Raw genomic sequence first — 13,930 nt, forward strand, 5'->3', positions numbered from 1 at the left:
AACTTAATAACGTTTTTAATTGTTGAAAACTATGAGATATATACTAATTATACCGATTGCGGTTCTATCCATCTGCAGTTGGTCCAGTTTCAATACCGTTAACGATCAGAAAAACCCCTTATATGGGAAAGTATTCCGTGAGATCAATGAAATTGCTGAATTAAAATCTTATACCTACACAACTGGCGCACTTATTGAAACCGACAAGAATGCACAGGGCGATTATCGCTTTGCTGCCGGCTATTTTACAAATGCCAAAAATGGTGTTTGTATTTTAGAGGAATTGTTACCCGATGATAGCAAAGGTAAAGTCAAATACAAGATTTTGGATACCATCAATATCCAAAAACTGAAGTCCAACGAGCAGCTTAGCTTATGCAACTGCAAGCAAGGAGACAAACCAAACAGTGAAATTATAGCCATTAGCCGGGTCGATGAAAGCAAAGAATATTTCGACAAAATCGTCAAGGCATGGCGTATGGATACCAAAAGCCAGAAAATTATACCTTTAAAAGACACAAAAGGTATAAGCTGTCTCAATGAAGGCTATGGCATCTAGTAGCGACAGGGTTTTTAAATCAATCCGTCAGCCTTCAACTTGTCAAACACATGCAAAACGCCAATGACCTGGATCGGTTCTTCCTGGTACTCTTGGTGTGAAAAATAACGAACGGCACCAATCTCATTACTGGGTTCGATCTGCTCTGTTAATGGATACAGAAAACAATCTTGTTCCATGATAACCTCTGGCACAAGCCCGTATGCCGGGGCTGTAACATGGCAATAATAGGAGATTTTATCCGGATCCAGATTGATATTTAGCTCCTCCAAAATTTCACGACGAAGGGACTGCAGAGCTTCCTCCCCCGCATCAATCTTTCCACCCGGCAGATACCATGCCTTTCTATTGTTGCTATACGCTAATAATAATTTATCCTCCTTAATACTCACTAAACCCGCTGTAGGCAAACATTTTGTTGTTGTCATGAAATCTATTATAAACTATTACTGATTAAATACGCTAGATGTGAAATTACTTCTTTTACGACATTTATCAAAGCGCGACAGCTAATTTGGAGAATCCTTCATTAAAACTTTGCACAAAATCAATAGAGAGGCTAATCAATATCCCGAAACATCATAGGCTAGTTTCTCTTTGAGCACAAGCTTCCGTAGGCTCTTCAAAAAAGTCTCCGCATGATTCATGGTAAAACACAGCGGCGGTAATAAACGGAGCGTATAGCGTCCTGCATATCCTGTAAAAATCTTTTCAGAAAACAGCAGTTCTTTGCGCAGATGTCGAATATCGTTTTCAAACTCTACGCCAATCATCAAACCTTGCCCCCTAACTTCACTCACGCCATGAATTTTTCTTAATTCTGTCAACAAAAATTCACCTACAGCTGCGGCATTATCAATCAATTGCTCCTTTTGAATTACATCAAGTACAGCCAGAGCTGCCGCGCAGATCACATGACTACCACCAAAAGTAGTTCCCAATTGCCCTATGACCGGCTTTATCTTAGGCGAAATAATTGTTGCCCCCATCGGCAGCCCATTTGCAATCCCTTTGGCCACCGTAATTAGATCGGCTTCTATCCCTGCATGCTGATGTGCAAAGAAAAGTCCCGTGCGCCCATACCCGCATTGAATTTCATCCAAAATAAGCATGGTCCCAGTTTTCGTGCAAATTGCTCTTACTTCCTGTAAGAAACTAGTACTTGCCCGATGAATTCCCCCGACACCTTGAATAGGTTCAATAATGACCGCACAATATTCTTCCGTTTCCAATTGTTTTTTCAAACTGGAGATCTCGTTGAAAGGTGTAAAGACAAATTGTTCACTTTCATTTAATGGTGCACGAATTGACTGGATATCCGTTGCCGCAACCGCAGCTGAGGTTCTCCCATGAAACGCATTGGACATCGCCAATACTTTCCTCCTTCCCGTATGGAACGAAGCTAACTTCAGTGCATTTTCATTTGCTTCAGCTCCCGAATTACTGTAAAAAATAGCATAGGTCGGATAGCCACAGGCACTGCCTAAGCGTTCGGCCAAACGATCCTGAAGATCGTTTGTAACTGCATTTGAATAAAATCCGATCTTGTTCATCTGTTGTATAGTTTCCTCAACAACATGCGGATGGCTATGCCCAACAGAAATAACGGCATGACCACCATAGAGATCTAGATAGGCCTGCTGCTGTTTATCATAGACAAAGCAACCAAGAGCTCGTTCGATCGCAATATCAACTTTCTCAAAAACGGGAAATGGTTTCATGAATGACTTAGAATTAGTAAAACTCAAATCCACTTAAATCCCCTTTCATTCCTAGTCCAAGATGGTTATTTATTCCTAGTCCAGCCGACACAGGCAATAAACAAAATAACTCATCTTAAATAGAATAGCGCAGCACTGCTCATGCGCCATCTATCGAATGTATTTTAATCCTGCAGAACAATTGTATATTTGAACAATTACCCGATACAACAGCCTCATGCTTAGACCTTGGAATTTAACGATAGATATTGACAGATCCTCTTCAAAAGCGATTTACATCCAAATAGCGGATAACATTGCTGCTGATATTCAATCAGGTAGATTGCCGAAGGGAACGGCCTTACCGAGTAGCAGATCTCTTGCAGCCCAACTAAAATTAAACCGAAACACGGTAATTGATGCCATACAGTTGCTGTTGAGCGAAGGCTGGCTGGTTAGTCAAGCACGTAGAGGTATATTTGTAGCGGCCCAATTACCTTATGGCTCGAACCTATATGTTGCACAAAAGATCGAATTATCTGATCTTCAGCCTCCAACACGTATTATATTCGATGACGGTAATCCAGACAGTAAGATTGCCCCGGTAGAACAGCTCGGACGGGCTTATCGCCAAATTTTTAAACGCAGCGCACGTTGGAAAATGATGGGATATGCCGATCCCCGAGGTCATCTAGATTTTCGTGAAGAAATCGCCAATATGCTCAACATCGAACGCAACATGCACATCGATAAAAATAAGCTATGCATCAGTCGTGGAAGCCAAATGGCCATGTACCTGGTCGCCCAATGCCTATTACAGCACGATGATTATATCTTTGTAGAGTCCCCTGGATACCATTCAGCCTGGAAGATCTTTGAAAAAGCCGGCGCGAAATTGATTCCTATTCCTGTCGATGCCGATGGTCTTCTCGTTGAAGAACTGCTGCCTCATTTATTGAAAAAGAGCAATATTAAGGCGCTGTACCTTACCCCACATCGACAGTATCCAACCACCGTCACATTAAGCAAAGAACGGAGATCACAATTAATAGCATTATCCAACCAATATAACTTCACGATCATCGAGGATGATTACGACTACGAATTTCATTTTGAACAAGCTCCCTATTACCCGCTCGCTTCACAGCAGGAGCTGATCAATACAGTTTACATTGGTACGCTGAGCAAAGTTGTCGCACCAGCACTCCGTATCGGTTATCTTGCGACGAGAAACGAACATTTGCTCCAGCAGATTACCGAACTTCGCTATATCATCGATATCCAAGGTGACAATATTATGGAGCAAGCTGTACTGGAACTCATTCAGGATGGAACAATTCGTAGACATATCCGAAAAGCAACACAGCTTTACAAAAGGAAACGTGATTTTATGATCGCCCAATTGGACAAACATCTGCAGGATCATGTGAACTACACTTCTCCACAAGGGGGATTGGCGGTTTGGCTATCTTTTAAACATCAAATCGACTGGGCATTTTTATTCCAAAAATTAAAGGAAAGATCAGTACATATACCGCATCCCGAAAACTACAGCAGAGAAAATGTTTTTGGCGGAATACGGCTTGGCTACGGATCCTTATCAGAGGAATTGATCGAAGAAGGAATAGTCATTTTGGCTGAACTTTTGGAACAGGCAAAACTCTCCACTTAATGGTTTGAAACACAAAAAGCAACTAGACTATTTTCCAATTCGGACGGACTTCATTAGATTAAAATTCTGAAAAAACAAGCACATTCAATATTTAATTCCGCCCCATAAAGACCGATTAAAAGATTAGTATAGGTAATACGTAAAAAACAGTTAAAAATGCTGATAAAACGTAATTGTTTTGTCAAAAATCAACTTTTTCACTTATTAATCGCATAAATTAACCGTAGTTTTACGGCGCAAAAGACACACGAGTAATTCCTAATAGGATAGCTATATAATAAGAGAGAGAATAGAGTACATTAATTTATGACTGAGAGAATACCCAGCAGGCCATATGCAGCAATAACTGGTATTGGCGGATATATTCCACCGAATAAAAGATCGAATACAGATTTGGAGCAGTTTTGCGATACATCCGATGAGTGGATTATCAAACGCACAGGTATTAAGGAGCGGAGAATTTTAGAAGAAAATCTTGCCACATCAGACATGGCTGTAAAAGCTATACAAGATTTGGCAACACAATATCATAAAAATCTGAACGATGTAGATGCCCTAATTGTGGCGACTTCTACACCTGATATGCCTATGCCGGCAACAGCAAATATCATTTTAGAAATCTTAGGTCTTACCAATGTTTGGGCTTTTGATGTCAATGCTGCTTGCTCAGGATTTTTATATGCCTTAGATATGGCTTCTGCTCTCGTTGAGACTGGACGTTATAAAAATGTACTCGTAGTCGGAGCCGACAACATCAGTACTTATGTCGATTTAAAAGACCGTTCAACCAATATTCTTTTCGGTGATGGCGCTGGTGTGATATGGCTTGAGCTATCTTTAGAAGGTGGAATTATGGATGCCTATCTATGTAGCAATGGAGCGGGAAAAGAATTTTTAAAAATTGAAGCCGGCGGTTCTTTGTATCCAATCGACAGCAATCTTCCTGTTAACGACAACAGATTCCTGAAACAAGATGGTAAAACTGTATTTAGACATGCTGTGCAGTCTATGAGCGATGCCTGTAATACGGTTTTGCAACGCAACAACCTACAGATTGAAGATATCAATTGGTTAATCCCACATCAGGCTAATCAGCGCATCATTGATGCCGTTGGGCGTAGTCTTAATATACCAGAAGATAGAGCGTTAAGTAATATCGAATACCTAGGAAATACCATTGCTGCCACGATCCCACTATGTATCTGGCAAAATATTAAAAAATTAAATACCGGTGATTTAGTCATGTTAACCGCCTTTGGTGCCGGTTTCTCTTGGGGAGCCAGCATATTTAAATGGATGATTTAAGCGATCAAAAACTTTAGTCGTCATAAATTCACACTAAAATAAAACCCCAGGAATCAATGATTTCTGGGGTTTTTCTTTATTTCCCGCCACCAAAAACAGGATCGCCATTGCGCAAGAAGAATCGAACCTATCCTCTTTTTACAGGCAGCACCGTGAAGAAGAAAGGAATAAATAATGGGGAGTTTATAGGGAGCTTATACGGACCTTATAGGGACCTCATTCGGATGAAAGCGTCTAAAGTCCGATTTAATTTCCAATGAAGTCTCAATAAAGTTTGTATCATTTCAGAAGATGTCCTCCATTTATTCTCTCTTTTAATGGCAAAAGAAAAGGGGGCTTTGCACTGCAAAGCCCCCTAACTCAAATAAGATCTACGCTTTTAATAATTTAATGACAGGCCCACACCAAACCCCATATCACTATCATAATGCGTTCTAAACGCCATATTTTTGGTGATGACATAATTTAGTCCGGCCATATATTCAAGGTCCGAGTTGACCATAAAATCACCACGGATTCTTCTAGCGATCGGAATATCTTCGCGCATCAGCTGCAATCTGACAATACCATCGTGATATACCTCCGCCTGAAAGTTGACCAACATAGGTAAAGTATACATAAAACCTAGACTCAAAGCTTTGCGACTATCTTTTTTATTGGCCTGTCCAAAGATATTTTTCTCATGTTCATCCTCCCCCATACGGCGATAACGATAATCAAAACCTACAAATGGCATAAACCATTGCATCTTCCCAAAGTATCTACCCAGGTGGGTTTCCACCTCATAGCCATGCATATCGTTATACCCTAATCGCCATTCGGAACCGAGCTGCCAACGCGCATTCTGAAACATGGCCTGACCGTCATTTCCATTGGTCGCAAAATCATTTTGCGCCATAAAATGGGTCATATTACTTTCCATTTGCAATTCCTTGTAGGCTTTGGCTTTGTCTGGAAGATTGGGATTTTTATAATCATCCACAGCAAACACACGATTCATCCCAGCCATCATATGATACAGGATGTGGCAATGAAAAAACCAGTCCCCTTCTTCATTTGCTAAGAATTCGATCGTATCCGTCTCCATTGGCATGATATCTACCACATTTTTCAATGGCGCTTTTGATCCTTTTCCATTCAACAGTCTAAAGTCAAAGCCATGCAGATGTATTGGATGACGCATCATCGAATTATTATAGATGGTAATGCGCAATACCTCGCCCTTTTTTACCGGTATCTTATCCGTTTCCGAGAGAATTTTATTGTCCATGCTCCATACATAACGGCTCATATTTCCCGTAAGCGTAAATTTAAGATCTCGTATCGGCGCTTCTTTAGGCAATTCAGTCGCTTGAGGAGACTCCAGCATCGCATAGTTTAGCGTTACAATATCGCCCAATGCATTGGCATTATAACGATTGGGATCTTCTTCCATCTTCATTTGTCCATGATCCATACCGCTATGTTTACTGTGATCTTCTTTTTTCTTTCCATCACCTGTAATTTCGGGATACATCACCACATTCATATCCATCTGATTCAGACTCATCTTCATACCCATATCATTGAGATCCCCATTCATCTTCATCATATCGTTCATCATCTTCATGCCTTCAAAATATTTAAGGCGGGGAAGTGGAGAAATCAACTGTTTAATACCATTTCCGACAAAATAACTTGCAGATTGTGTTCGATCTTCTGTTGTTGCCATAAATTCGTAAGCTGTTCCTTCATTTGGAATTGTTACAACGACATCATAAGTCTCCGATACGGCAATCATCAATCGATCGACCTCCACCGGTACCACATCATTCCCATCATTGGCAACAACGGTAATTTTGCCACCTGCATAGCGCAGCCAAAAATAAGACGAAGCACCACCATTGGAAATTCGCAAACGCACTTTATCTCCTGCTTTCAAAGCTTTACCGTTCACCGATTTTAAATCCGTGGAATGAGCCCCGTTCATCAAGACCTTATCATAATACACATCACTGACATCCATTGCCAGCTGACGTTTCCATTCATTCGTAACTTTAGTTTTAAACTTTCCTTCTTTAATAGCTTCAACGTACGATTGTGTAGCGCCTTTTTTTATCGCGGCCCAATCGTTGGCCGTGTGTAGCATCCGCTGAATGTTATCGGGGTTATAATTTGTCCATTCGCTCAATATGACCGGAATCGTGGGTAAATCATCAATTCCTTTGCGAAAAGTCTTATCATCTGCACGCTTGTTGAGAATAAGACTACCATACATACCGATCTGTTCCTGCAGACCGGAATGCGAATGATACCAGTGTGTACCGTGCTGGATTATCGGAAAGCGATAAGTATAAGTCGAATTCGGCTTTATAGGTTCCTGCGTCAGGTGTGGCACTCCGTCTTCTTTGTTCGGCAGAAAAATACCATGCCAATGTAGCGACGTGCTCTCCTTTAACTCATTGTGAACAACAATTTCCGCCGTATCTCCTTCAGTAAAAGTCAGGGTAGGCATCGGAATCTGTCCGTTTACAGCGATTGCCCGTTTTGATTTACCGGCATAATTGACAATGGTATCCCGTACATAAAGGTCATGACGAACCACTTTCTGGGCCAGCACTGTCAGTTGTGTCATCAATAATAAAACAACCGTTAATATATTACTCTTTTTACGCATGTTCATTCATTTAATTGATTAGTATTCCATTTCCCATCGGTCCTACGCCATATTGATAGACCAGTCTAGCCCCGTGATGTCCTGTGACAAATAGTGTCACCGATAAACTTATCAACAAAATCAATATCAAATAGTTTATCCAGGCACCTGTATCTTTCCGCAAACTAACAAAATGCAGGACTGTTGTACTACTTGCAAGCCAAAAGCTAGTTAAAGGTTTAGATTTTTAATGTAATTTCGATAGTTTGCTTCGTTTTCAAAATAGGAAACTTCACCCTGATCGCCGGTAATTGCGATGGAAGCCATCGCCTTATCCACTTCTTTTTTTGAAAAAGGATCAATAGCCACACGTATCGCAGCTTCTTGGGGTATGCGCTTTTTACACATTTCACAGCAGCCATAATAATCCTTACCCTCGTGTCTGACCAGCAATTGTTTTTTCCCCATAAAAGCATCATTCACCATGCAAACTTGTGCTGTAGGCACAAGATCGCCCACCTTGTATTGAACGGACTGTACAGGCAAACCGATAGCAGGATCAGTAGAAGCTATTCGATCTTCAGCTTTGGTATTCGTTTGTGAACTACCACAGGCCGTTAAAGACAACACAACAACCGATAGGATAGCTAGGAAATAATTCATAACTCAGCCGATTAGTTTAACGTTTCTACTGTACTTCCACAACTGATCATTTGTACGCCAAAGAATGGGTTTTTCACGGCATTCTCCTTACTTAACCAATGCGCTCCCTTGCCTTCATTAAACATGGGGCAGTGCTGATAATAAATAGGTCCATCCACTTTACTCACCTTCAGAAGCTCATACAACGTAGTTGAAAGAGATGCAAAAGCCACACGTTGCTTAGCCACATCTTTATTTTTAGTTATACCTGCCGCATCGGTTGCCAGCTTATTCATAACCTTCATCCATACCGTATGTTCATCATGGCTAAGTTTATTCATATCGACAGCTTTGATTGCTGCTTGAAATGCCTCTGCCTGAGCTGCAGCTGCCACCGCATCTGTCTTCACCAAAGCATCCTTTAGCGCAAAATAAGGATTTGTCAACAGCGCAAACGCGGTCTTTTCATCGGCTGATTTTGTATTCGCCGAAGGTTGAATTATCGTTTGTACGCCCTGGCTATGATTCGTATGATCGACCTGATGTTCAGTGCCATTTTTTAATGCGGGTTTTAAGATTCGTTCATATTGTTCAGCTTTTGCCAATTGAATATAAGCATCATCTGGAGCCAGAAATTTTTCATTGTCGAACCCCGCCAATGCAATACGCTTAAGGACCTCATCCGCGCTTGTTTTTGAAGAGTCGTAGGTAACAACCGCTAGCTTGGTTGTCTGATTCCAGTCAACTTTAGCAAATTGTCCGTCCTTACCTTCTTTTTCAATGATCGTTTTAACAGCCGGAGTATTTCCAAAAACCTTTACAGTCGCTGTCTTTGCATTTTTAATTTGTGCATGTGTATGTTGGGTGGATAGTAATACAGGGATTACCAAACCAAGTAATGAAATTAATCTCATGATTATGATATGTAGTATATAAAAGAATACTGACGAAAAACCCTTCTACAGCGATTTACTGTATTGGCGTATTGAATCCGATAGATTCAAAGGGGATTTTCATAAGCTAAATAAACGGGGTTTTGGATAGAGAAACCGATCCAAAAAGACATAGCATGGGCTAACAGTCTAACTTTAAGCGATCTGAGGAGGTTGCCAAATGGAAAAATAGGCATCTGCGCAATAAGGTTGTTTATAACGCGCATAAGCGTTTAATGCATCAGCATGCAAGGGTAAAATAAGCTGAGCTTCGATTACTGAAACAATAGGATTACATTGCAGCGAGGTGCGGCATGATTTTTCGCCACAATGTTTACCACAGTCATCCCCATGGTGATCAGATTTTGGCGATTCAGCTCTTTCATCTTTACAACAATCTTCTGTTCCGACATCTTTTATATGTTGTCTTTCATCAAGACAACAGGATTTTTCTTCCTGTTTTGGCTTTTCGGACGGTTCGTGGCAGGCAAATAACCTATGGGGTGCTAAAAAAAGCCCCAGCATACAGATTATAAATACGATATTGCGTTTTGCCCACATAACGGATTAAATTTGATAAGTAGAGATGTGCTACTTTGGAGGTAAATTTCGGTAGAATTTACGAATGTACAATTGTAATATTTCCTATTTTGTTTATAATATTTTGATTTGCTGTATTTCCGATTCTCGGCCTGACCACATAAAAACTATTTTTCGAGTCCTTTGATCCAGTTAAGCATCAACAGACAGCCGGGTGCATACACTCCTCCATGATCAAAACCCTGCAGTTGGTACAACGAGGTTTTGGGATGCCCAACCTGTTTTAAGATCGCTGCCAAATGTGCGTTTTCCTCAAACCGTGCGGCCATTTCCAATTGTTGATCGCCAGTGATCAGGAGAATTGGCGGTGCATCCTTCCGTGCAAAAGAAAGTGGTGCAAACTGATCAATCTGGGGGATCACCATAGATTGACCACGTTCCTTTTTAATTGTATAATGCGTATTTGTTTGCCCACTAATCGGCGCCAGCCCTTTTATATTATTTGCATCAACACCAAATTTTTGAAGGTAATGCTTATCCAAACCAACCATTAAAGCCAGGTATCCGCCTGCAGAATGCCCCGACACATAAATTTTTGAGGGATCTCCACCATAGCTGGCAATATGTGAAAATGTCCATGCAACAGCCTCAGCAGCATCTTCAATATAGCTCGGCGATTTCGCTTTGGGGCTTAGCCGATAATTTACCGCTACAACCGCTACACCTTTCTCTTTAAGTTCAAGTGGAATAAATTTATTTCCCTCCTCTAGTCCACCTCCATGAAACCATACGATGGTAGCAAAATTTTTACGATCAGTCGGGATATAGATATCCAATTTACAACGTTCTTTCTTATAAGAATCTGGTTCATCAGGTTTACAATAGGCAACGTCGGTTGTCGTTTTATATTGCTGCGCAAAAATCAAACTCGGTGAAAACAGAAAAAAGAAGATAACAAGCAATTTGGAGGACATATAAATCGTATTTAAGTGTTAAATAGCTTAAAGTTAACAAAACTCAATCAAAACTATTTAGTTGAGCTAAAATAAGTTTCAACTTTACACTTTTTATTTTATATTGATAATTATCTGGCGATAGATATAACAAAACCCAAATTTTCCTGTTATTAACTTAGAAAACATCATACATTATATGGAACAGATAAAGATTGAAACCCATATCAACGTACGCGTAGAAACGATCTGGAATGCGTATAACTCAGCCGAGGATATCATGCAATGGAACCATGCTTCAGACGATTGGCACTGTACAAGTTCAATCAATGATTTACGCATTGGCGGAAAGTTCAAAAACCGCATGGAGGCAAAAGACGGATCTATGGGCTTTGATTTTGAAGGCAGCTACACCGCACTTGAACCCTTTAAAAAAATAGCCTATGTTATGCCTGATGGCCGTCATGTTGAAGTCAACTTCAATGCAAAAAAGTCTGCTACGGATATCACGATAATTTTTGATGCAGAAACGGAAAATCCAATTGATATGCAGCGTAATGGATGGCAGGCCATACTCGAAAATTTCAGATCCTACGTTGAAAACACCTATGCAACGACACAACTCGGGTAATCGTATGAATGATGAACAAACTTAGCTTGTCTTTTCATGCGATCATCTTTTAAATAAAGGATATGCTTAGGATTCTTAAAAGTATAGTTATATTTAGCCACTAATTCATCTTCCCTTCTCCATTAAAAGCGGGGAACGATACCAACAAAACGCGATAAAAAGATTACATATGACAATAATTAACAATTATGAAGAGTACAAAGCCTTTGAAGGAAAATCATTAGGCGAATCCCAATGGCATGTTATTGATCAAAAACAAATTAATCAATTTGCGGATGCAACACTAGACCACCAATGGATTCATTTAGATAGCGAAAAGGCCAAAACGGATAGTCCTTTCAAATCAACTATTGCCCACGGCTATCTGACCTTGTCCCTTATTCCTTATTTATGGAAACAAATTGCTGAAGTAAGAAATGTCAAAATGGAAATCAATTATGGGATTGAAAACTTACGTTTTGCACAACCCGTTTTGGTTGACAATGCTGTACAGCTACATACACAAGTAAAATCGGTGGTCAATTTGAGAGGGGTTGTTAAAGTTACCATTGAAGCTACATTGAAAATCAAAGACAGTGCAAAACCGGCTTACGTGGGTGATGTTATCTTTTTATATCATTTCAATTAATTCCAACATTAGACTATAGGCCATTGGCGAATTCTTATACATGCGCAATAGCTTTCAAATAAAACTTATTACAAATCATAAGGATTATCCTTATGATTTGTTGCTTTTAGCAGACGAAACCATTCATGCAATCGACAAATACCTCTATGAATCGATGGTTTATGTTGTCTATGAAATGGTAAAACCTATCGCTGTTTTCTGTTTATATCCGGTCAATACGGAAACATTAGAGATTAAAAACATCGCCGTATCACCAGAGTTTCAAGGCATGGGCCTCGGAAGTCAACTACTTGATTTTATCAAGGAGAACTACCAGCAATACCCGAACCTGATTGTGGGTACCGCAGATTGTGGTCTGGCTCAAATTCGTTTTTATGAACGAAATGGCTTTGTTAAATACGCTATCCGTAAAGATTTTTTCATCGAAAATTATGAGCTGCCTATTTATGAAAATGGTCAACTGTTGAAAGATATGATTATGCTGAAGTATACGTTAAATGCCTAAAGGCAAAAATAAATATAGACAAGTACCGGTATTGATAATCCCAACCACAGCACTACTCCTTGTAGTATTGCTTTAAAACCTACTGCCAACAAAACCTCCCTAGACAAACTTGCTCCAATTAAAAACAAAGTTAAGGTAAGCCCCATCTTTGAAATATAGACGACATAGCCTCCTATATGCTGAAAAAAAGGGATATAACTTGTTAAGATAACCGCCAATACAAATAGACCAATAAAATATGGTATTTTAATGCTCGTCCCTTTGGTCTTGAATGCTACAGCACTTAAACAGGCGATCGGAATAATCCATAAAGCTCTAGTTAATTTTACGGTTGTCGCGACCTGTAGTGCTTCATTACCATACTTACTCGCTGCACCAACGACAGAACTGGTATCCTGTATAGCAACCGCGCACCATAAACCAAATTGCGTCTGGCTGAGATCAAGCAAATGACCGACAACAGGAAATACAAATAAAGCAATGGCATTCAGTACAAATATGGTCCCTAGCGCCACGCTTACTTGCTTCTCATTGGCTTTTATAGTTGGTGAAACCGCCGCAATAGCACTTCCACCACAAATGGCCGTGCCGACAGAAATCAAATAAGCGGTTACCTTTTCCAACTTGAGTAACCTACCCAATAGATAGCCCAATGATAATGTTCCGAGAATAGAAATAACGGTTAACACAAACCCTTGCTTACCCGTTTGGATAGCCGTATCGATATTCATTCCAAAGCCAAGTCCAATGACAGAAATCTGTAACAAAATCTGTGTTGCCCTGTGATTGACTGCCAGAAAGGGATGACCGATCCATTGTGCCACAATAATACCCAAAAGTAAGGCAAGCGGAGCTGAAACAAATGGGGTAAGACACAATACAAATAAGAGTATAAAAATGATTTCCCGAACGGAGATCTTTCGATTGAGTAGCTGCTTATAACGAATTGTCGTATTTATTTTTTTGTCCATGACAATGATACATTGATTTGGCACAAAATTGAATAACTCTCAATTATTTTAAAAGACACAATTATAAATGAGTCATAACAATTGGTTATAACAAACAACTACATTTTAGCCAAAATAGCTAAAGAATACGTTATAAAAATGAAATAATCCTTATTGTTAGAACATTAAAATATTACGATAAATGATTATATTTCAAATAGGTTACTAAACAGATGGATTAAACTCGACTTAATAATTATATACCGATGAAACTGACA

General features: G+C 39.9%; 14 protein-coding genes. 6 read left to right on the forward strand and 8 right to left on the reverse strand.

The window, feature by feature from the left end:
• The first annotated feature begins 31 nt into the window (after positions 1-31).
• Entirely contained in the window at positions 32-559 is a 528-nt protein-coding gene (locus tag B2X72_RS26260) for a hypothetical protein (protein WP_112373688.1), read from the forward strand.
• A gap of 14 nt (positions 560-573) precedes the next feature.
• Here B2X72_RS26260 and B2X72_RS26265 read toward each other — a convergent pair whose 3' ends face one another.
• Both B2X72_RS26265 and B2X72_RS26270 read right to left on the reverse strand, forming a co-directional pair.
• Complete coding sequence (locus B2X72_RS26265) at positions 574-987, reverse strand: NUDIX hydrolase (protein ID WP_088160369.1); 414 nt, start codon at positions 985-987, stop codon at positions 574-576.
• Between the two features lie 135 nt (positions 988-1,122).
• A complete protein-coding gene (locus B2X72_RS26270; protein ID WP_112373689.1) occupies positions 1,123-2,280 on the reverse strand; it encodes an aspartate aminotransferase family protein in 1,158 nt (385 codons plus the stop codon).
• Between the two features lie 217 nt (positions 2,281-2,497).
• Here B2X72_RS26270 and B2X72_RS26275 point away from each other — a divergent pair, with 217 nt between their 5' ends.
• Positions 2,498-3,931, forward strand: coding sequence for a PLP-dependent aminotransferase family protein (locus tag B2X72_RS26275; RefSeq protein WP_112373690.1), 1,434 nt, complete (start codon positions 2,498-2,500; stop codon positions 3,929-3,931).
• Between the two features lie 306 nt (positions 3,932-4,237).
• Complete coding sequence (locus B2X72_RS26280; RefSeq protein ID WP_286852150.1) at positions 4,238-5,236, forward strand: beta-ketoacyl-ACP synthase III; 999 nt, start codon at positions 4,238-4,240, stop codon at positions 5,234-5,236.
• A 379-nt stretch (positions 5,237-5,615) separates the two neighbouring features.
• Here B2X72_RS26280 and B2X72_RS26285 read toward each other — a convergent pair whose 3' ends face one another.
• From B2X72_RS26285 to B2X72_RS26305, 5 genes are all read right to left on the reverse strand, one after another.
• The gene (locus B2X72_RS26285; protein ID WP_112374044.1) at positions 5,616-7,892 is read right to left on the reverse strand and encodes a multicopper oxidase family protein; all 2,277 of its coding nucleotides are present in this window, start codon (positions 7,890-7,892) and stop codon (positions 5,616-5,618) included.
• Between the two features lie 210 nt (positions 7,893-8,102).
• The gene (locus B2X72_RS26290; protein ID WP_112373691.1) at positions 8,103-8,534 is read right to left on the reverse strand and encodes a hypothetical protein; all 432 of its coding nucleotides are present in this window, start codon (positions 8,532-8,534) and stop codon (positions 8,103-8,105) included.
• 11 nt (positions 8,535-8,545) lie between these two features.
• Positions 8,546-9,427 carry a DUF3347 domain-containing protein gene (locus B2X72_RS26295; protein ID WP_112373692.1) on the reverse strand — a complete coding sequence of 294 codons (882 nt, stop codon included), beginning with the start codon at positions 9,425-9,427 and terminating at the stop codon, positions 8,546-8,548.
• Positions 9,428-9,601: 174 nt separating this feature from the next.
• On the reverse strand, positions 9,602-9,970 hold the full coding sequence (locus B2X72_RS26300) for a hypothetical protein (protein ID WP_146752993.1): 369 nt from the start codon (positions 9,968-9,970) through the stop codon (positions 9,602-9,604).
• Positions 9,971-10,152: 182 nt separating this feature from the next.
• Positions 10,153-10,959 carry an alpha/beta hydrolase gene (locus B2X72_RS26305; protein ID WP_088160362.1) on the reverse strand — a complete coding sequence of 269 codons (807 nt, stop codon included), beginning with the start codon at positions 10,957-10,959 and terminating at the stop codon, positions 10,153-10,155.
• A 178-nt stretch (positions 10,960-11,137) separates the two neighbouring features.
• Between B2X72_RS26305 and B2X72_RS26310 the strand changes: the two genes are divergently transcribed.
• The 3 genes from B2X72_RS26310 to B2X72_RS26320 all read left to right on the forward strand — a co-directional run bounded on the left by B2X72_RS26310 (position 11,138) and on the right by B2X72_RS26320 (position 12,702).
• A complete protein-coding gene (locus B2X72_RS26310; RefSeq protein ID WP_075991220.1) occupies positions 11,138-11,569 on the forward strand; it encodes an SRPBCC domain-containing protein in 432 nt (143 codons plus the stop codon).
• Positions 11,570-11,738: 169 nt separating this feature from the next.
• Positions 11,739-12,197 (forward strand): MaoC family dehydratase, encoded by a 459-nt coding sequence (locus tag B2X72_RS26315; RefSeq protein WP_046673910.1) that lies wholly within the window; start codon positions 11,739-11,741, stop codon positions 12,195-12,197.
• A gap of 40 nt (positions 12,198-12,237) precedes the next feature.
• On the forward strand, positions 12,238-12,702 hold the full coding sequence (locus B2X72_RS26320) for a GNAT family N-acetyltransferase (protein WP_088160361.1): 465 nt from the start codon (positions 12,238-12,240) through the stop codon (positions 12,700-12,702).
• Here B2X72_RS26320 and B2X72_RS26325 read toward each other — a convergent pair.
• Positions 12,699-13,673: a YeiH family protein gene (locus tag B2X72_RS26325; RefSeq protein WP_112373694.1), complete on the reverse strand. Its 975-nt coding sequence runs from the start codon at positions 13,671-13,673 to the stop codon at positions 12,699-12,701. The two genes, B2X72_RS26320 and B2X72_RS26325, sit on opposite strands and share 4 nt — an antisense overlap.
• Positions 13,674-13,930 lie beyond the last annotated feature (257 nt).

This window comes from Sphingobacterium sp. UBA7253 (assembly GCF_002472745.1).
Taxonomy (GTDB): Bacteria; Bacteroidota; Bacteroidia; order Sphingobacteriales; family Sphingobacteriaceae; genus Sphingobacterium; species Sphingobacterium siyangense.